The organism is Achromobacter agilis, from assembly GCF_900496965.1.
In the GTDB taxonomy this organism is placed as follows: Bacteria; Pseudomonadota; Gammaproteobacteria; order Burkholderiales; family Burkholderiaceae_B; genus Achromobacter; species Achromobacter agilis.
The window spans coordinates 230,025-247,421 of record NZ_UFQB01000002.1; the positions used below are offsets into that span (position 1 = coordinate 230,025).

Genomic DNA, 17,397 nt, shown 5'->3' on the forward strand with positions numbered 1-17,397 from the left:
AGGAAGTTTGGAGATTCAGGCAAGCCAGTAGGGATCGTTCAGTTCGCGCCCCAGCGCCCCCACCTGCTGCAGTACGGATTCGCGCAAGCGCGCGACGCGCCCGGCATCGGCCTGGAAGGAAACGAAGGACAGGCACAGGCCGCGCAGTTCGCCCGTGGCGGGATCGCGCACCGCGGCGGCCACCGCGCCGATGCCGGGCATGGCCTGGTCGATGGCGACGCCGCAATGGTCCGCGCGGATCTGCGCCACCAGGCGGGCGAGTTCGCCCACGGTGGCGGGGCAATCGCGCCCTTCCACGGGCAACGGCTGATCCGCGTCGGCGCCGTACAGCGCCTGGAATTCGGTGTCGTTCAGGCGCGAGAGCAGCGCCCGGCCCATGGCCGTGCCCGACGCGGCGCGGCGCGAGCCCGGCGGCGACAGCACCTGCACCGGATGCGAGCCGTTGAGACGCTGCAGCACCACGGTTTCGCGCTGGTTCAGGGTGGACAGATAGGCGGTCAGGCCGCTGTCGTCGGACAAGCGGGCCAACACCGCGCGGCAAGCGTCGTCCAGCGGCGTGGCGGCCATGCCGGCGCGCACGGCCTGGGCAAGCATCGCCCCGGCGCGATAGCGGCGCGTGGCCGTGTCCTGGTCAAGCAAGCCGTAGTGCAGCATCTGGTTGAGCAAGCGCGAGGCCGTGCTCTTGGGCATGGACAGGCGCGCCGCCACGTCGGTGAAGCTCAGGTCCGTCGCGCCTTCTGCGTAAAGCGACAGCACGCGCTGGACGCCATCGAGAATACTCATGTTTGTTCCAAAAAACGGAACTTAAGTTCCTATTAAGAGAACAAGAATAATGCACGCCGCCGATGGCGGTCAACACGGACCCGCCATGAAAAATGCCCCCGGGGCTCCGAGGGCATTTTTTGTGCTGCGCTGACGCCTAATGCGTCGCCAGCTCCGACCACTGCGCCAGCGGCAGCGGCGGCTGTTCGTGCAGGATGCGGGCCAGCACCAGTTTGAACTCGGCCCATCCTCCGCGTTCGGTCGGCCAGCTCGACGGCGTCACCGGCGTCCAGCCGCCGCCAGCGCTGCGCTCCGCCATCTTGAAGCGGAAGGTGTAATGCCCCGCCAGGCCCATCCGCAAGTCCGTCACCACCAGCGCGTCGCCAATGGCGTCGTAGCGCAGCCAGTCGTCCGTGAACCAGCGCAGCCGTTCATGCAGGGGCACGCCCGCCAGCGCGCGGCCCACGTCCAGGTTCAGCGGCTGGCGCAGCCATTCCGGGGGATCCTTGTCGAACAGGCTGCTGACCGATTCGTAATAGTGGCCATCTGCCGTCTTGGCGATGACGCGCCATACCAGCGTATTGAAGGGCATGGACACGGCGCGCAGCTCGGTGACCGCGATGCCCTTGGCCTGCATCGCTTCGCGCACGCGGTGTTCGGCGGCCACCCGCCCCGCCAGGCCGAAACCCAGATAGGCGGTGCTGAAAACCAGCGCCGCCGCCAACAGGCGGCGCGCCGCCTGGGTCATCCCGAAAGCGATGGCGAACAGCACCCCGGCCAGCAGCGGCACCGTGTAGACGGGATCGATGATGAAGACGGCCGACCAGCTTTCCGGAATGCGCGCCAGCGGCCAGAAGAGCTGCGTGCCATAGACCGTGAAGGCATCCAGCACGGGATGGGTCACCAGCACCAGCCATAAGGTCAGGAACAGCCGGCGCCCCCCATAGGGCGCCTGCGGCCAGTACTTGCGGATCAGCCATGCCAGCAAGGCGGCCAGGCCCGTCAGGACGAAGACCGAATGCGAAAACCCGCGGTGGTAAGTCATGAGCGACACCGGATCGGGGTAACTCATCAATACGTCCAGGTCCGGCACCGTGGCCAGCGCCGCGCCGTAGATCAGGGCCCGCCGCCCCTGGAAGCGCCCCATGAGCGCGCCCTGTATTCCCGCGCCCAGCACCGCTTGCGTAACCGAATCCATAATTCCCCGACGATAAGCATCAACCGGACGGACGACACCCCGCGCAGCCGCCCACGCAGGCGTTAAGATACCTGATTGCATTCAGCTGATTTTCAAGTTTCTGCTTATGGACCAATACGTCGACAAGATCGCCTTGTTCATCGAGACCAACCAGGCATGGGCGGGGCCGATCACTTTCCTGCTGACCCTGGGCGAATCCATGGTGCTGGTGGGCCTGTTCATCCCGGCCACCGCCCTGATGCTGCTGACCGGCGGCCTGATCGGCGCTGGCACGCTGAGCCCCTGGAGCATCGTCGCCTGGGGGATCGGCGGCGCGATCGTCGGCGATGCGCTGTCCTACTGGCTGGGCCGCTGGGCCGGGCCGGGCGTGCTGCGGCGCTGGCCGCTGAAACAGCAGCGCACCGGCGTGGCGCGCGCCAGGCTGTTCTTCTACCGCTACGGCTTCGCTTCCGTGCTGATCGGCCGCTTCCTGGGCCCCATCCGCTCCACCATCCCCACCGTGGCCGGGGTCATGGGCATGGCGCACGGCCGCTTCCAGCTGGCCAACGTCACGTCCGCCGTCCTGTGGCTGCCGCTGATGCTGGCGCCGGGCTATGTCACCGCGCGCAGCCTGGGCGCGGCGGAAAACGCGCAACAGATCGCCATGATGATCGGCGCGGGGTTCTCGGTGCTGCTAGGATGCGGTCTGCTGGTTGCCATGCTGCGCAAGCGCCGGGCGCCGGCGCGGCAACGCCGCGGCAACTGAACCGGAGAAGGGAATGGCCATAGATGCGGAGCCGAAGGACGGCGATTTCGCGCGCTATATCGAAAACCTGACGCAAGCCGGCGGCGCAAGCCCCGGCAGGGTCCCGCCCAAGCGCAAGGCCGCCGAGCGGGTGTCCGAGCCCGCCCCCGTGCCGTCCACGCCTTCCGAACCGCTGTCCACCGCCCCCTGGGGCAAGTCCGCGCCGCCGCCCCTGCCCTCCCGGTCCGGCGCCGCCGCGCCCTCCGTCCCGGCCCCGGGCCAGGAAGACGCGGCCGCCGTATCGCTGGCGCGCCGCGCCCGCCAGCGCAAGATCGGCATCATCCTGACCATCGCCGGCGCGCTGGCCGGCTGGGCCGCGGCGCGCATCGTTTTCGAAGTCCTGCGCGGCCCGCAGTTCGACATGGACGAACTGATGCCCGCCATCTTCCTGGCGTTCTTTGCGGTCATGCTGTTCAAGGCCGCCGGCAGCGCGCGCAATCCGCGCAAGACGCCGCTGGAAAAACTGCCCCCGCTGAAGCCCTCGTCCCACCGCAAGGACAACGGTGCCTGACGCGGCCGCCCGGCCGCGCGGCGCGCCAGGGCAATGGTGCTAACATTTCCGCCGCAGTCGCAAAGACCCCACGAACCCCGGAGTGAAAGTGAATAACGTTGTCGGATTGAACCAGGCCCAGGCGGCCACGATGCTCAAGTTGCAGGACCACTTGAACACCATGATCAATCCGGACTGGGTCAACGGCGGCGCCCGGTTCCTGCGCGCCGCCTTCGTCGAATCCGCCGAAGCGCTGGAGCACCATGGCTGGAAATGGTGGAAGAAGCAGACCATCGACCTGCCCCAGGTCCAGATGGAACTGGTGGACATCCTGCACTTCTACCTGTCGCACACGATCGTTCAGGCTGGCGGCAGCACCGCCGGCGCCGCCGAAGCGCTGGTCGCCGACCTGGCGACGCCCGCGTCGGTGTCGCTGGACGGCAAGGTTTACACGCTGGACGCGCTGACCGTGCCCGAGCTGCTGGAACTGATCGGCGGCCTGGCGGTGTGCGGCCGCGCCAGCTTCAAGGTGCTGGAACGCACCATGACGGCTTGCGAGATGAGCTGGAACGACGCCTACACCCAGTACGTTTCCAAGAACGTGCTGAACATCTTCCGCCAGCGCCATGGCTACAAGGAAGGCACCTACGTCAAGATCTGGAACGGCGAGGAAGACAACGTCGTGCTGGCCCGCCTGATGGCGGCGCTGGATCCCGCGCAGGCCGCCTTCGCCGACCAGCTGCAGGAACAGCTGGAACAGGCCTACGCTCGCCTCTAGGCCCTGCGCGCCTCGGCTCTGGCCGGCAGGGACACGGAATCGATAGCCACGTCCCAGACGGGCGGCGAGCCCACCTGCCGCCGCAGCTGCTCGGTGAATGCGCGTATGCGGGCGCTCGCGCGCGGCATGGCGCGCAATAGGTAGATGCCGCTATCCGGCGACGGGCTCGCGTCCTGCAGCACGAGCTGCACCAGGCGGCCGGCGCCGATGTCCGGGCCCGCCGACCAATTGGGCATGAGCGCAATGCCCAGGCCCTCCAGCGCGGCATGCCGCCGCGCATCGCAATCATCGCATTCGAGCACGAACCTGGCGTCCTGCGCCCACTGGCCGTCGCCCAGCTCGCGCCAGCCCCGCACGCTGGTGCTGTGGCGCCGGTCGATAAGGCGGTGGCGCGACAGGTCCGCCAGCGTGCGCGGCACGCCGTGGCGCTCCAGATACGACGGCGCGGCGCAGATAAGGTAGCGATGGCTGCCGATGCGCTGGCCGATCAGGCTGCTGTCGGGCTGCTGCCCCACGCGCACCACCACGTCCATGCGTTCCACGACCGGATCCACCATGCGCTCGGTCAATTCCAGCTCCACCCGCAGTTGCGGATGGCGTTCGCCCAGCGGCTGCAGGATGGGCACCACGTAGCGCCGCGCGAAGGCCGGCAGGCAGCTCACGCGCAGCAGGCCCTGCACGGTCTGTTCCAGCGAAATGACCTCCGAGCGCGCCTCGGTCATGTCGTGCAGGATCTTCACGGCGCGTTCGTAAAGCACCTCGCCAGCCTCGGTGGGCACGAGGGCACGGGTGGAACGCACAAAGAGCGGCACCTGCAGCTCGGATTCCAGCGCCCCGATCTGCCGCGCCACGGACGAGGCCACCATGCCCCGGCGCCGGGCCACCTCGGAAAAACTTTGCGCGCGGGCGACGTCCACGAAGATCGACAGGCTTTCGGCGAATTTGACGGTTTTCATCTGTGCATGCAGCGCAAAAGAGTTTGGCGTTTGGCGCCAGCTTTCCTGGAGGCGTTGGCACTTACGATAGCGTGCACGGCTGCATCTTGGCAATTTTCACAAAAATCGCCCGATTCCAGTAGCCGATATAACGATGACACGCCCAGGAGACCTCATGCCCCCGTTTTCCGCATTTCGCCGCAAGCGCCCCGCCCTGCTTGCGGGCGCCGTCCTGACGGCTGCCGTCTGGGCCGCCGGCCAGGCGCCCGCCGCGGCCCAGCCCTTTCCCAGCAAACCCGTCACCGTGGTCGTGCCGTTCGCGGCGGGCGGCACCGTCGACAACATGGCCCGCCAGGTGCAGCAATCGCTGCAGGAGAAGCTGGGCCAGCCGGTGGTCATCGATAACCGCGGCGGGGCCGGCGGAACCATCGGCACGGCGCTGGTGGCCAAGGCGGCGGCGGACGGCTACACCGTGGAAATGGTGTTCGACTCCTACGCCACCGAACAGCTCATCCACCCCAAGCTGCCTTACGTAACGGAACGCGACCTTACCGGCGTCGCATACATGGTGCGCTCGCCCATGGTCCTGGCGGTGACGGGCAGCGGGCCCTACCAGACGCTGGCCGACTACGTCGCGGCGTCGAAGAAAGGCGGCGTATCGTTCGCCTCGGTGGGCGCCGGCAGTTCCAACCACCTGGCGGCCGAACTGTTCCACCAGGCGGCGGGCACCAGCGGCATCCATACCCCGTACCGCGGCGGCGGCCCGGCCCTCTCCGACCTGATGGGCGGCCATGTGGAATCCATCATCGCCAGCCTCCCCCTGGTGCTGCCGCATATCCAGAGCGGCAAGCTGCGCGCGCTGGCCGTGACCGCTCCCCAGCGCGTGGCCGCCCTGCCGGACGTGCCCGCCATCGCGGAAACCTATCCGGGGTTCGAGATTTATTCCTGGGTGGGGATGGTGGCGCCGGCGCAGACGCCCCCCGCGGTGCTGGAAAAACTGGAAGCCGCCACGATCGACACCCTGCGCGATCCGGCCGTGGCGGGGCGCATCACCGCGGCGGGCTTCGAAGTGGTGGCCGGCGGCCGCACGGAGATGAACACGCTCGTGCGCACCGAATCCGAACGCTGGGGGCAGCTTATCAAGAGCCGAGGCATCGTTACGCAATGACCGACACCCCCCACAGGGACGCCATGTCTTCCTTCATCTACACCAGCCGCGCGCAGCGCGTGGTCTTCGGGCCGGGCAGCCTGCGCGGCCTGACGGCCGAGCTCGATGCGCTGGGCCTGCGGCGCGCGCTGGTGCTCTGCACCCCGCCGCAGCGCGCCCAGGCGGAACGGGTCGCCTCGCTGCTCGGCGCCTCCCGCGTCGCCGGCATCTTCGATCAGGCGGCGATGCACGTGCCCATCGAGATCGCACGCCAGGCGCGGCAGGCGGCGCGCGAACACGGCGCCGATTGCGCCGTCGCCGTGGGCGGCGGCTCCACCATCGGCCTGGGCAAGGCCATTGCCCTCGATTCGGGCCTGCCTGTCATCGCAGTACCCACCACCTACGCGGGCTCCGAGATGACGCCCATCTACGGCATCACCGAAGCCGGCCTGAAAAAGACGGGCAAGGACGACCGCGTGCTGCCGCGCAGCGTGATCTACGACCCCGAGCTAAGCCTGTCCCTGCCGGCGGCCATGAGCGTGACGAGCGGCATCAATGCCCTCGCCCATGCGGCCGAAGGCCTGTATGCGTCCGACGGCAATCCGATCATGGATCTGATGGCCCAGGAAGGCATCCGGGCGTTGGCGCGCGCGCTGCCCGTGATCGCCGGCGGCGCCGCCGATGAGGCATTGCGGTCGGCGCGCGGCGACGCGCTTTATGGCGCCTGGCTCTGCGGCACCGTGCTGGGCAGCGTCGGCATGGCCTTGCACCACAAGCTCTGCCACACCTTGGGCGGCAGCTTCAACCTGCCGCACGCCGAAACGCACACCATCGTGCTGCCGCAAGCCCTCGCCTACAACGCGCCGGCGGCGCCCCGGGCCATGGAACGCATTACCGCGGCGCTGGGCGTGCCCAACGCCGCGCAAGGTGTGTTCGATCTCGCCAATGCGTTGGGCGCCCCCACCGCCCTGCGCGAAATCGGCATGCGGGAGGAAGACCTGGACCGGGCATGCGATATCGCCCTGCGGACCCCGTACCCGAACCCGCGGCCGCTGGATCGCGAGGCCTTGCGGGCGTTGTTGCAGGACGCCTACGACGGCACGCGGCCGCGGAGCTAAGATCAGCGTTGCCCGAAGCGCGTTTCGCCGAACAGGGCCTTATGCTCGCGTGGCTGCGAGCGCCAGTACTGGCGCGGCGCGGCGACCTGGCCGCCCAGTTGCGCGGCGGCGTGCCACGGCCAGCGCGGGTCGTACAGCATGCCGCGCGCCAGCGCGACCATATCGGCCTCGCCCCGTGCCAGGATGTCTTCGGCCTGCTGCGCCTCGGTGATCAGGCCCACGGTGATGGTGGGCATGCCGACCTTGCGCTTGATCTCGTCGGCGAAGGGCACCTGGTAGTTCGGCCCCACGGGGATCTTCTGCTGCGACGACACGCCGCCACTGGATACGTCGATGAATTCACAGCCGCGGTCTTTCAGCGCCTGCGCGAAAACCAGCGTCTGCGCCAGGTCCCAGCCGCCGTCCACCCAGTCCGTGGCGGACACGCGCACGCCCAGCGTCACGGACGGCGGCGTGACCTCGCGCAGCGCCTGGAACACTTCCAGGGGGAAGCGCATGCGGTTCTCGAGCGACCCGCCGTAGGCGTCGTCGCGCCGGTTCGCCAGCGGCGACAGGAACTGGTGCAGCAGGTAACCGTGCGCCGCATGCAGTTCGATCGCGTCGAAGCCCAGGCGGACCGCGCGGCGGGCGCTGTCGGCGAAAGCCTCGCGCACGCGCTTGAGGCCGGCCTCGTCCAGCGCATGGGGCGCGGGCTCGGCAGCGTTGTGCGGCATCGCCGACGGCGCCCAGCCCTGCCAGCCGCCGTCGCTGGCCAGCACCAGTTGGCCGCCGTTCCAGGGCGCGTCGCTGGAGGCCTTGCGCCCCGCATGGCCCAGCTGGATGCCCAGCTTGATGGGCGAATAGCGGCGCACCGCGTCCACGACCCGGCCCAGCGCCCTTTCGGTGTCATCGGACCACAGGCCGAGGTCTCCCGGCGAGATGCGGCCGTCCGGCTCCACGGCCGTGGCCTCGGTGAACAGCAGCGCGGCGCCCGACAGCGCCAGGTGCCCCAGGTGGATCATGTGCCAATCGGTAGCCAGGCCCGCTTCCGCCGAGTATTCGCACATGGGCGCGATGACGATGCGGTTGGCCAGCTCGAGATTGCCGATCGATAAGGGGCTGAAAAGATGGGTCATGCGGGAAGCCTCCGGGGCATTGGATGCCACAGCATAGCGCCCGAACCGGGCGCCCGGCGCGAATCCCAGCGCCCCCGGCAGGGTCAAACCCCGCCGGGGCCCGCCCGGGTGGCCTATTGGCCTTCGATCACGCAGTCCAGGAATTGGCGCGTGCGCGCCTCCTGGGGCTGGCTGAACAGCACGGACGATTCCGCATCCTCGACGATATTTCCCTCGTCGAAGAACAAGGTGCGGTCCGAGCTGCGTTCGGCGAACTTCATCTGGTGGGTCACGATGATCATCGTCATGCTGCGGCGGGCGGACAGATCGCGCAGGATCTGCAGGATCCCGCCCACCAGTTCCGGGTCCAGCGCCGAGGTCACTTCGTCGAACAGCATGATGCTGGGACACATGGCCAGCGCCCGCGCGATACCCACGCGCTGCTTCTGTCCGCCCGACAACTGCGCGGGATAGACGTCCAGCTTGTCGCCCAGGCCAACCATCTCCAGATACTCCGCCGCGCGTTCCCGGGCCTGAGCGCGCGACATGCCCAGCACCCGCATCGGCGCTTCCATGGCATTGCCGAGCGCCGTCATGTGCGGGAACAGATTGAAGTGCTGGAAGACCATGCCGATCTTGCCGCGCACCTGCCGCACGTGTGCCGAATTGGGGCCGGCGGGCCGGCCATGGGCGTCCAGCCACATCGGCACGCCGTCGATCTCGATGTCGCCGCTGGTGGGACGGTCCAGCGTCATCAGTACGCGCAGCAAGGTGGACTTGCCCGAGCCCGACGGCCCGATCACCGCCACGGTCTGGCCGGCCGGAATCTCCAGGTTGATGCCGCGCAGCACCTCCAGGTCTCCATACTGCTTGCGCAGGTTCTTGATGCTTACGCTGCTGGCGCTCATCGCTTTCCTCCATATCGTTGCAGGCGGCTCTCCAGGCCCCGCACGCCCCAGGCGGCCACCAGGCTCAGCGCCAGGAACAGCAGCCCCACGAGAGTAAGGGGCTCGGTGTACCGGAAGGTCGTGGACCCGATCATCTTGCTTTGCTGCAGCAGCTCCACCACGGTGATCGCGGACAGCAGGGGCGTGTCCTTGAACATGGCCACCAGGTAATTGCCCAGCGCCGGCACCACCGGAGGAATGGCCTGCGGCAGCACCACGTCGATCGCGGTGCGCCAGCGCGACAGGTTCAGCGCGGTGGCGGCCTCCCATTGGCCGCGCGGCACCGCCTCGATGCCCGCGCGGTAGACCTCCGCGCAATACGTGGCGTAGTGCAGCCCCAGCGCGAGGATGCCGGTCGCCAGCGGCGACATCTGCACGCCGGTCAGCGGCAGGACGTAGAACAGGAAATACATCTGCACCAGCAAGGGGGTGCTGCGCACGAACTCGATCACGAAAGCAACGGGTAGCGAGACGATGTGCAGCCGCGAACGCCGCAGCATCGCCAGCGCCAGGCCCAGCGTGACCGCCACCAGCATGCCCAACAGGGTAGCCTGGACCGTGACGATCAACGCAGAGCCCAGGGTCGGCAGGATTTCCAGCGCGAAAGACCAATTGAATATCGGTGTCATCGGACCCTGACCCTCCGCTCAATCAGGCGCACGCCGGCCGTGATCAGCAAGGCCACCGCGAAGTACAGCAGCAGCATCAAGGTGAAGATTTCCGTCGTGCGCAGGGTTTCGCTGCGCAGCAGCTGGCCCCGGAACGTCAGGTCGGTGATAGTGACCAGCGACACCAGCGCCGTGTTCTTCAACAGTTCGATCAGCAGGTTGCCGGCGGGCGGCAGCATCGCCGGCACGGCCTGCGGCACGACGATACGGCGCATGATCTGTCCGCGCGTGAGGTTCAGGGCGATGCCCGCCTCGCGCTGGCCGGGCGGCACCGCGCGGATCGCGCCGCGCACCACCTCGGCGCCGTAGGCGCCGGCGTTCAGCGCCAGCACCACGATGCCCACCAGCATAGCCGGCAGTTGCAGCCCGAACAGCGGCAGCACGAAATAGAACCAGAAAAGCTGCACCAGCGCCGACGTGCCCCGGAATACCTCCACGTAGATCGACGCGATCCAGCGCACGGGGCGCAGCGACGACAGGCGGCAGATGCCCGCGGCCAACGCCAGCGGAATGGCCAGCACCATGGCGCCCGCCATGACCTGCAGTGTGACCCCCAGGCCTTCGAGCAGCGGCGGCGCCAACTCGGCGAAATGCTCCGATATCAGCTGCATCGGCGCCCCCTTACTGGCCGGCGCACAATTTGGCTGCGGTGACTCCCTTGGGCAGTTCTTGCGGCGTAAAGCCGAAAGGCGCTACCAGTTTCTGGTGCTCTTCCGTGCCGATGAACTTGGCGAGCTCCGCGTTGAACGCGTCGGCGAAAGCCTTGTCGTCGGTGCGAAACGCATAGGCCCCATAACCGCGCACGCTCTTGCCGTCGATGACCGGGTCCGTGAAAGGCTCGGCCTTCTCCAGGCCGCTGGTCTGGCTGGTCTTGCCCATCAGGTCGTTGACCGTGAGCGCGGTGGCCGCATACGCATCGGCGCGTCCGGCCTGCACGCCGGACAAGGCGCTGACCGCGTCCGGAAACACCACCACCTGGCCGGGCGGCACCTTGGACTTGGAGGCGTATTCGGCCTCGATCGCGCCCACCACCACGCCCAGCTTGGCGTCGGGATGCTTCACGATGTCTTCATAGCTGTGCAGGTTCTTGGGATTGCCCTGCTTGACCAGGAACGCCTGGCCCACGCCATAGGTGGGATCGGAAAACGCGACTTGCTGGCAGCGTTCGGGCGTCACGTACATGCCGGCCGCGATGATGTCGAAACGCTTAGCCTGCAAGCCCGGGATCAGGGAGCCGAACTCGGTCAGCACCCCCTCCACCTCGTTGATGCCCATGCGCTTGAGCACCACGCGGGCGATCTCCACGGACTCGCCCGTGACCTTGGCTTCCTTGCTGTCCATATAGGCGAAAGGCGCCTCGTTGGCGTAGCCGATGCGTATCTTGCCGGCCGCCTTGGCCGCTTCCAGGGTGGCGCCGCCCGCGGGCGCGTTCGCCGCGGCCGCAGCGGGCTTGTCCGATCCCGAATCGGAACATGCGGCCAACACGGCCAGGCTCAGCGCCAACAGGAAGCGCCGGGATCGGATCAAGGTCAAGGACGGATTCATGGGTGATTTCTCCCTAATTTATTTCTAGGTACATGGATTCACTAAAAATGATACGACATTAAATCATTTCGGCACTAATGATATGATCGAAAAAAAGCAGGCCGCAGCCTGCTTTCCGCTCTCCCCGCCCTATGGGAGGTTAAGACACGTTACCGAGGGTTGGCGCGCATGACGCCTCGCCCGCCCGGTTATTGCGCGTACGAGAACCGGCCGTTCTTGACGATGCCCATGACCCGGGCGCGCTCGTCGAAGCCCTGGTGGTCGTCCTTGGAAATGTTCAATACCCCATTGGGCACGATCAGGTCCCGGGTGTGCTCGAGCGCGTCGCGCAGCGCCGCGCGGAATTCCGGCGTGCCAGGCTTGGCGCCCGTCTTGAGTGCGCGGGCCACGGCCGAATCCAGCAGCATCCAGGCCCCGTAGGCATCCCCTGCGAACTGCGTCAGCGTGTGCTTGCCGTACTGGGCTTCGTATTTGTCGGCGAACGCCACGGCGACCTTCTTGACCGGATTGTCGTCCGGCAGCTCACGGGCGACCACGCCGGGCCCCGTGGGAAACAGGGTGCCCTCCACGTCCGCCCCGCCCACTTGCAGGAATTCCAGCGTGCCGATGCCATGGGTCTGGTAGACGGCCCCGGTGTAGCCGCGTTCCAGCAGCGTCTTTTGCGGCAAGGCCGAAGGCGTGCCCGCGCCGGCGATCAGCACCGCGTCCGGCTTGGCCGCGATGACTTTCAACACCTGCCCCACCACCGAGGCATCGGTGCGCTGGAAGCGCTCCTGCGCCACGATTTTCAGGTCCGATCCGGCGGCGGCGCTGAACTCTTTCCACCAGCTGTCGCCGTAAGAATCCGCAAAGCCGATGAAGGCCACGTTCTTCAGGCCCTTCTTTTTCATGTCCTCGACCAGCGCCGTCGCCATCAGCGAATCGTTCTGCGGCATTTTGAAGGCCCAGGCGCGCTTCGGGTCCGAGAGCGGCTCGACGATGACGCTGGAAGCCGCCAGCGCAATCATGGGCGTCTTGGTCTCGGCCAGCACGTCCAGGCCTGCCAGCGCGGCCGCCGTGGTGTTGGGCCCGACGATGGCGTCGACCTTGTCCTCGGAGGTCAGCTTGCGCATGTTCTTCACTGCGCGGCTGACGTCGGTGCCGTCATCCAGCACCACGTAGCGGGCCGGCTCGCCGCCCAGCGTCGCGGGCCACAGGCGGATCGCATTGTTGGTCTGGATGCCGATCGCGGCGGCCGGACCGGTCGTGGACACGTCCACGCCGATGACGACTTCGGCCTGGGCGGAAAAGACGGGAACGGCCAGCGCGACGACGCAGGCGCAGCGGAGAAAAGCGAGAGACATGACTACGGTTCTCAGAGGATTTGACGGGGATGCCGCTATTTTGCCTGATGCCAGGCCGCACTGATTCGACGCGCCGCAAGCAAACCGGCATTCGGGCCCGCCGTTACATCGGCTTGCCGTTGCGCCCGCTCGCTTTCCGCGCCGGCGGCCTGCGCCCGCCGTATCATCGACCATGCCTTCGAGGCAACGCGCGCCGCCCGCCGGCGGCCCGCTCCCACCACCGGCCCCGCTCGCAACGGGCGCGGGCCCTTAAAGGAGTCTCGCATGAAGAAAACCGCAACCGCCGCCTGGTCGGGCGACCTGAAAACCGGCAAGGGCACGATCTCCACGCAAAGCGGCGCGCTCAAAAACCAGCCCTATGGTTTCAACACCCGCTTCGGCGACACCCCGGGCACCAACCCCGAAGAACTGCTGGGCGCCGCGCATGCCGGCTGCTTCACCATGGCGCTGTCCAATATCCTGGCCGAAGCGGGCATGGTCGCCCAGAGCCTCGACACCAAGGCGGAAGTCACGCTGGACAAAGTGGAAGACGGCTTTGCCATCACAGCCGTCCACCTGACCGTGGAAGCCGTCATTCCCGGCGCCAGCGCCCAGGCCTTCGAAGAGGCCGCGCGCAAGGCCGAAAAAGGCTGCCCCGTCTCGAAAGTGCTGAACGCGAAGATCTCGATGGAGGCCAGGCTCAAGTCCTGACCGGACGCCCGGCCCATGGCCCGCCCCTGCCGGGGCGGCGCCATTGGACCGCCCTATCCCCGGCTTGCCCAAAATCAATTTGACGGCTGGCGATCGCTCCAAGACAATGAGAATCATTCTCAGGAGCGATCATGACACGTTTCATCTACGCGATATCGGGCGGCAACGCCGTCCTGGCGCAAGACGTCCAGGTGTCGGCCAACCTGCGCCGCATGATCGGATCCGGCCTCCTCGTGGCCGTGGGGTACATCGACCCGGGCAACTGGGCCACCGACATCGCGGGCGGCAGCGGCTTCGGTTACGGCCTGCTGATGGTCGTGATCGTGTCCGCCTTCCTGGCCCTCGGCTTCCAGGTCCTGGTGTCGCGCCTGGCGCTCGTCACCGGCGAGGACCTGGCCACGCTGACGGCCCGCCACCTCTCCCCCCGCCTGTCCAAGGCGGCCTGGCTGGCCGGTGAAGCCGCCATTCTGGCCACCGCCTTAGCCGAACTCGTGGGCGGCGCCATCGCCTTGCGGCTGCTTTTCGGCCTGCCGCTGATTGCCGGAGTCGCCGTCACCGGCGCCGGCACCTTTGCCGTGCTGGCGTTCGCGCGCGGCAACGCGGACCGCCAGGAGCGCGTCATCGCCCTCTTGCTGTCGGTCGTCGCGATGTCGTTCGTGTTCCTGCTGTTCAAGGCGAATCCGGCGTGGACCGAGGTGGCCCGCGGCGTCACCCAGACCGGCCACGCGCTGCGCGACCCGCAGGGCTTCCTGATCGCGCTGGGCATCCTGGGCGCGACCCTCATGCCGCACAATCTGTACCTACATTCCGGCTCGCTCGCGCAGCGCGCGCAGCAACTGCCGCCCGCCGCGCGCGGCCTTGCCATGCGCGTGGCGCGCAACGACACCATCGTGTCGCTGGGCGTGGCCATGCTGATCAACGCCGCCATCATGATCGTGGCCGCGGCATCCCTGTCGGGCTCCGGCATGATCGTATCCAGCCTGGACGACGCCCACGCGGTCCTCGGCCGCACGCTGGGCGTCGGCGCGGCCGTCGTCTTCGCGGTGGCGCTGTACGCCGCGGGGCAGAGCTCGACGCTTACGGGCGTGCTGGCGGGCCGCATCCTGTCCAATGGATTCCAGGTCCGGCGCGGCTGGTCCGACCGCCGGCGCGCGCTGGCGACGCGCCTGGTGGCGGGCGGCGCAGCCGCCGGCCTGCTGGCTTTCACGGGCGGGGAGGATCCGGACGGGCTGCTGGTCCTGAGCCAGGTGGTCCTGAGCCTGGCGTTGCCTTTCGCGCTGGGCCCCCTGGTGGCGCTCGCCCGCCGCAAGGACCTGATGGGACGGCACGCCCTGCGCGGCGCGTGGGCCTGGGCCGCCATGGCGGCGACCGCGTGCATCATGGCGCTGGACGGCTACCTGTTGATCGACATGGTGGCGTGACGGCGGCGCCGCGCATGAAAAACGCCAGCATCTGCTGGCGTTTTCTTGTGCGCTTTGGCCTTAGTGGTAGGCGGAGACCACCGGGTGCTGCTGCCGGCCGGCGTCCATGTCGTGCAGGACTTCTCCCACGGCGCCGCCCAGCGCGGCCAGGCGCGATTTCAGACGCCGCCAGCCGCCGCGGCCGTTCGGGCCGGACAGGGCCTCCGCGTTGATGGCATCGCGGATCAGGGACCGCTCCAGGTCATCCGACATACGGGCGTTCTTCAATGCGGTATCGCTCATGATTCTCTCCTTGAGAAAAGCGCGATGTGGAACAGCACGAATTCATCTTAGACCCGAGCTTGCTGCGCCGCAATAAAAATTTCCAAGCATTTTTTTGTTCGTTGCACAATGGGTACAAACGCCAAATAACAGTGCATCCAGCAGCAGCCCCTGCACCGTTCCGGTGCGCAGGCTTCAGCGGACGAGATGCGCGTCGATCAGCCTGTCGGCCATTTGCGCGACGCGGCCTGCCGGCCCGTCCTCCCCGAATAGCTGGCTGGACACGAACGCGCCCTCCAGCAGCAGCAGCAACCCGTCCCCCAGCGCGTCCGGATCGGCCGCGCCCATTTCCGCAGCCATCGCCGCCAGCCGGCGGCGCAGTTCTACTTTGTGGGCCACAGCCACGACCCGCGCGGGATGGTCGGGCTCGGGATATTCGACCGCCGCGTTGGTCAGACCGCAGCCCCGGTAGCCGCTTTGCACCGCGCGCTCGCCCAGGCCGGACAGATAGGCCAGGATCTGCGCCCGCGGATCGCCGGGGTACGCGTCGCGGGCGGCATCGAAGCGGGCCCAGAACTCGGCGTCGTAGTCGCGCAAATACGCGGCCGCCAGTTCGTCCTTGGACGAAAAGCTGCGGTACAGGCTGGGCTTGGTCACCCCCGCTTCGTTGACGATGGCGTCCACCCCCACGGCGCGGATGCCATCCCGGTAGAACATTTCCCGCGCGGTCTTGCGGATGCGGTCGGCCGCCAGCGGCGGTTTGGCGGCGGCTGTCTTGCTGGCCATGCGTAGGCTCCTTTTCCGATAGCGAATCTGTCCGGAACGGGCGCGCCAAAAAAAGCGCTTGACTATGTTACTGACCGGTACGTACTATCCGCAAACCTTCATACGTACCGGTCAGTAACATGAGTATAGCCCACCCTCCCATGCCGTTCCGGCGCGCCGGCCAGAAGTACGCTTTTGTCGTTGTCGCCGTGGTGTTCCTGTCCCTCCTGGTGTCGGCCGGGCTGCGGTCCTCGCCCAGCGTGCTGCTGGTGCCGCTTGAAGAAGCCTTCGGCTGGAGCCGCAGCACGATTTCATTCTCTGCCGCCGTGGGCATTTTCCTGTACGGCATGGTCGGGCCGTTCGCGGCCGCGGCGATGGAACGCTTCGGCTTGCGGCGCGTGCTGATCGGCGCCCTGGCCCTGATGGCCGCGTCCAGCGCCGCCAGCGCCTACATGACCGAATCCTGGCACCTGCTCCTGACCTGGGGCGTGTTCTCCGGAATCGGCTCCGGCGCGGTCGCCGTAGTGCTGGGGGCCACCGTGGTCAACCGCTGGTTCGCACGCCATCGGGGCGTCATGATGGGTCTGCTGACCGCCAGTTCCGCGACCGGCACGCTGGTATTCCTGCCCGCGCTGGCCGCACTGGCTTCGTCCGGCGACTGGACCCGGGTGGTGTGGACGGTGGCGGCCGCAGCCGCGGCGCTGGTGCCGCTGGCGTGGTGGCTGGTGCCGGACCGGCCCGCCAGTGTCGGGCTGACCCCATTCGGCAGCGACCCGCACGCCGCGCCCGCCCCCGCCGCGCCGCGCACCGGCTTGCTGGGGGCCACCTTCGGCGCCCTGGCGCGCGCCTCGAAAACCCGCACGTTCTGGTATCTGTTCGCCACTTTCTTCGTCTGCGGCTTCACCACCAACGGTCTCGTCGGCACGCACCTGATCGCGCTTTGCGGCGACCACGGCATGCCCGAAGTGCAGGCCGCGGGCCTGCTGGCGCTGATGGGCATCTTCGACCTGATCGGCACCACGGCGTCGGGGTGGCTGACGGACCGCTACGATCCCCGCAAGCTGCTCTTCGTCTACTACGGGCTGCGGGGCCTGTCGCTGATCTACCTGCCCTACTCCGACTTTTCGTTCTACAGCCTGTCGATCTTCGCCATTTTCTTCGGCCTGGACTGGATCGCCACGGTGCCGCCCACGCTGCGCCTGACCACCGAGGCATTCGGCGAACGCGACGCCTCCATCGTGTTCGGCTGGATCGTGGCAGGCCATCAGTTGGGCGCCGCGAGCGCCGCCTGGATGGCGGGCGCGGTGCGCGAAGCCCAGGGCAGCTACCTGATGGCCTTCGTCATCTCGGGGGCAACGGGCCTGATCGCCGCCGTCATCGCGCTGATGATCGGCAGGAAGCGCGTGGAACCCCAGCCGGCCTGAACGCGCCCCCTGCGGGCGGCGGGAAGC

General features: G+C 67.8%; 19 protein-coding genes. 8 read left to right on the forward strand and 11 right to left on the reverse strand.

The window, feature by feature from the left end:
- Nucleotides 1-15 precede the first annotated feature (15 nt).
- Nucleotides 16-783 (reverse strand): IclR family transcriptional regulator, encoded by a 768-nt coding sequence (locus AGI3411_RS03265; RefSeq protein WP_129525982.1) that lies wholly within the window; start codon nt 781-783, stop codon nt 16-18.
- A gap of 136 nt (nt 784-919) precedes the next feature.
- Nucleotides 920-1,960: a metal-dependent hydrolase gene (locus AGI3411_RS03270; RefSeq protein WP_129525983.1), complete on the reverse strand. Its 1,041-nt coding sequence runs from the start codon at nt 1,958-1,960 to the stop codon at nt 920-922.
- A gap of 106 nt (nt 1,961-2,066) precedes the next feature.
- Between AGI3411_RS03270 and AGI3411_RS03275 the strand changes: the two genes are divergently transcribed.
- The 3 genes from AGI3411_RS03275 to AGI3411_RS03285 all read left to right on the forward strand — a co-directional run bounded on the left by AGI3411_RS03275 (nt 2,067) and on the right by AGI3411_RS03285 (nt 4,012).
- Nucleotides 2,067-2,705, forward strand: a complete 639-nt coding sequence (locus AGI3411_RS03275) for a DedA family protein (RefSeq protein WP_129525984.1) — start codon at nt 2,067-2,069, stop codon at nt 2,703-2,705.
- Between the two features lie 13 nt (nt 2,706-2,718).
- On the forward strand, nt 2,719-3,255 hold the full coding sequence (locus AGI3411_RS03280) for a hypothetical protein (RefSeq protein ID WP_129525985.1): 537 nt from the start codon (nt 2,719-2,721) through the stop codon (nt 3,253-3,255).
- 106 nt (nt 3,256-3,361) lie between these two features.
- Entirely contained in the window at nt 3,362-4,012 is a 651-nt protein-coding gene (locus tag AGI3411_RS03285; protein ID WP_129526127.1) for a dUTPase, read from the forward strand.
- On the opposite strand, the gene AGI3411_RS03290 is transcribed toward AGI3411_RS03285, so the two are convergent.
- Complete coding sequence (locus AGI3411_RS03290; protein ID WP_129525986.1) at nt 4,009-4,968, reverse strand: LysR family transcriptional regulator; 960 nt, start codon at nt 4,966-4,968, stop codon at nt 4,009-4,011. The genes AGI3411_RS03285 and AGI3411_RS03290 overlap by 4 nt on opposite strands.
- Nucleotides 4,969-5,122: 154 nt before the next feature.
- Between AGI3411_RS03290 and AGI3411_RS03295 the strand changes: the two genes are divergently transcribed.
- Nucleotides 5,123-6,115, forward strand: coding sequence for a tripartite tricarboxylate transporter substrate binding protein (locus AGI3411_RS03295; protein WP_129525987.1), 993 nt, complete (start codon nt 5,123-5,125; stop codon nt 6,113-6,115).
- Nucleotides 6,112-7,212 carry a maleylacetate reductase gene (locus tag AGI3411_RS03300; protein WP_244240239.1) on the forward strand — a complete coding sequence of 367 codons (1,101 nt, stop codon included), beginning with the start codon at nt 6,112-6,114 and terminating at the stop codon, nt 7,210-7,212. The genes AGI3411_RS03295 and AGI3411_RS03300 overlap by 4 nt, the downstream gene beginning before the upstream one ends.
- A gap of 2 nt (nt 7,213-7,214) precedes the next feature.
- Here the strand turns inward: AGI3411_RS03300 and AGI3411_RS03305 are convergent, their stop codons facing one another.
- From AGI3411_RS03305 to AGI3411_RS03330, 6 genes are all read right to left on the reverse strand, one after another.
- Nucleotides 7,215-8,327 carry an NADH:flavin oxidoreductase/NADH oxidase gene (locus tag AGI3411_RS03305; RefSeq protein ID WP_129525988.1) on the reverse strand — a complete coding sequence of 371 codons (1,113 nt, stop codon included), beginning with the start codon at nt 8,325-8,327 and terminating at the stop codon, nt 7,215-7,217.
- Between the two features lie 113 nt (nt 8,328-8,440).
- Nucleotides 8,441-9,214 (reverse strand): amino acid ABC transporter ATP-binding protein, encoded by a 774-nt coding sequence (locus AGI3411_RS03310; protein WP_129525989.1) that lies wholly within the window; start codon nt 9,212-9,214, stop codon nt 8,441-8,443.
- Nucleotides 9,211-9,882 (reverse strand): ectoine/hydroxyectoine ABC transporter permease subunit EhuD, encoded by a 672-nt coding sequence (gene ehuD, locus AGI3411_RS03315; RefSeq protein ID WP_129525990.1) that lies wholly within the window; start codon nt 9,880-9,882, stop codon nt 9,211-9,213. The genes AGI3411_RS03310 and ehuD overlap by 4 nt, the downstream gene beginning before the upstream one ends.
- Entirely contained in the window at nt 9,879-10,532 is a 654-nt protein-coding gene (gene ehuC, locus AGI3411_RS03320; protein ID WP_129525991.1) for an ectoine/hydroxyectoine ABC transporter permease subunit EhuC, read from the reverse strand. Before ehuC ends, ehuD begins: the two co-directional genes overlap by 4 nt.
- 10 nt (nt 10,533-10,542) lie before the next feature.
- A complete protein-coding gene (ehuB, locus tag AGI3411_RS03325) occupies nt 10,543-11,466 on the reverse strand; it encodes an ectoine/hydroxyectoine ABC transporter substrate-binding protein EhuB (RefSeq protein ID WP_129525992.1) in 924 nt (307 codons plus the stop codon).
- A 188-nt stretch (nt 11,467-11,654) separates the two neighbouring features.
- On the reverse strand, nt 11,655-12,809 hold the full coding sequence (locus tag AGI3411_RS03330) for an ABC transporter substrate-binding protein (protein WP_129525993.1): 1,155 nt from the start codon (nt 12,807-12,809) through the stop codon (nt 11,655-11,657).
- A 264-nt stretch (nt 12,810-13,073) separates the two neighbouring features.
- Between AGI3411_RS03330 and AGI3411_RS03335 the strand changes: the two genes are divergently transcribed.
- Entirely contained in the window at nt 13,074-13,499 is a 426-nt protein-coding gene (locus tag AGI3411_RS03335) for an OsmC family protein (protein ID WP_129525994.1), read from the forward strand.
- A gap of 131 nt (nt 13,500-13,630) precedes the next feature.
- Entirely contained in the window at nt 13,631-14,920 is a 1,290-nt protein-coding gene (locus AGI3411_RS03340) for an Nramp family divalent metal transporter (protein WP_129525995.1), read from the forward strand.
- Nucleotides 14,921-14,980: 60 nt separating this feature from the next.
- On the opposite strand, the gene AGI3411_RS03345 is transcribed toward AGI3411_RS03340, so the two are convergent.
- The gene (locus tag AGI3411_RS03345) at nt 14,981-15,202 is read right to left on the reverse strand and encodes an XRE family transcriptional regulator (protein WP_129525996.1); all 222 of its coding nucleotides are present in this window, start codon (nt 15,200-15,202) and stop codon (nt 14,981-14,983) included.
- A 174-nt stretch (nt 15,203-15,376) separates the two neighbouring features.
- Nucleotides 15,377-15,967: a TetR/AcrR family transcriptional regulator gene (locus AGI3411_RS03350; RefSeq protein ID WP_129525997.1), complete on the reverse strand. Its 591-nt coding sequence runs from the start codon at nt 15,965-15,967 to the stop codon at nt 15,377-15,379.
- A 119-nt stretch (nt 15,968-16,086) separates the two neighbouring features.
- Here AGI3411_RS03350 and AGI3411_RS03355 point away from each other — a divergent pair, with 119 nt between their 5' ends.
- Complete coding sequence (locus AGI3411_RS03355; protein WP_129525998.1) at nt 16,087-17,370, forward strand: MFS transporter; 1,284 nt, start codon at nt 16,087-16,089, stop codon at nt 17,368-17,370.
- The last annotated feature ends 27 nt before the right edge of the window (nt 17,371-17,397 follow it).

Bases quoted from the DNA above. Each gene is read 5' to 3' on its own strand.
- ehuD (WP_129525990.1), bottom strand. From the start codon at position 9,882: ATGACACCGATATTCAATTGGTCTTTCGCGCTGGAAATCCTGCCGACC.
- AGI3411_RS03305 (WP_129525988.1), bottom strand. From the start codon at position 8,327: ATGACCCATCTTTTCAGCCCCTTATCGATCGGCAATCTCGAGCTGGCC.
- AGI3411_RS03280 (WP_129525985.1), top strand. From the start codon at position 2,719: ATGGCCATAGATGCGGAGCCGAAGGACGGCGATTTCGCGCGCTATATC.
- AGI3411_RS03310 (WP_129525989.1), bottom strand. From the start codon at position 9,214: ATGAGCGCCAGCAGCGTAAGCATCAAGAACCTGCGCAAGCAGTATGGA.
- AGI3411_RS03330 (WP_129525993.1), bottom strand. From the start codon at position 12,809: ATGTCTCTCGCTTTTCTCCGCTGCGCCTGCGTCGTCGCGCTGGCCGTT.
- AGI3411_RS03300 (WP_244240239.1), top strand. From the start codon at position 6,112: ATGACCGACACCCCCCACAGGGACGCCATGTCTTCCTTCATCTACACC.
- AGI3411_RS03275 (WP_129525984.1), top strand. From the start codon at position 2,067: ATGGACCAATACGTCGACAAGATCGCCTTGTTCATCGAGACCAACCAG.
- AGI3411_RS03350 (WP_129525997.1), bottom strand. From the start codon at position 15,967: ATGGCCAGCAAGACAGCCGCCGCCAAACCGCCGCTGGCGGCCGACCGC.
- AGI3411_RS03345 (WP_129525996.1), bottom strand. From the start codon at position 15,202: ATGAGCGATACCGCATTGAAGAACGCCCGTATGTCGGATGACCTGGAG.
- AGI3411_RS03290 (WP_129525986.1), bottom strand. From the start codon at position 4,968: ATGAAAACCGTCAAATTCGCCGAAAGCCTGTCGATCTTCGTGGACGTC.
- ehuB (WP_129525992.1), bottom strand. From the start codon at position 11,466: ATGAATCCGTCCTTGACCTTGATCCGATCCCGGCGCTTCCTGTTGGCG.
- AGI3411_RS03265 (WP_129525982.1), bottom strand. From the start codon at position 783: ATGAGTATTCTCGATGGCGTCCAGCGCGTGCTGTCGCTTTACGCAGAA.
- ehuC (WP_129525991.1), bottom strand. From the start codon at position 10,532: ATGCAGCTGATATCGGAGCATTTCGCCGAGTTGGCGCCGCCGCTGCTC.
- AGI3411_RS03295 (WP_129525987.1), top strand. From the start codon at position 5,123: ATGCCCCCGTTTTCCGCATTTCGCCGCAAGCGCCCCGCCCTGCTTGCG.
- AGI3411_RS03335 (WP_129525994.1), top strand. From the start codon at position 13,074: ATGAAGAAAACCGCAACCGCCGCCTGGTCGGGCGACCTGAAAACCGGC.
- AGI3411_RS03270 (WP_129525983.1), bottom strand. From the start codon at position 1,960: ATGGATTCGGTTACGCAAGCGGTGCTGGGCGCGGGAATACAGGGCGCG.
- AGI3411_RS03355 (WP_129525998.1), top strand. From the start codon at position 16,087: ATGAGTATAGCCCACCCTCCCATGCCGTTCCGGCGCGCCGGCCAGAAG.
- AGI3411_RS03340 (WP_129525995.1), top strand. From the start codon at position 13,631: ATGACACGTTTCATCTACGCGATATCGGGCGGCAACGCCGTCCTGGCG.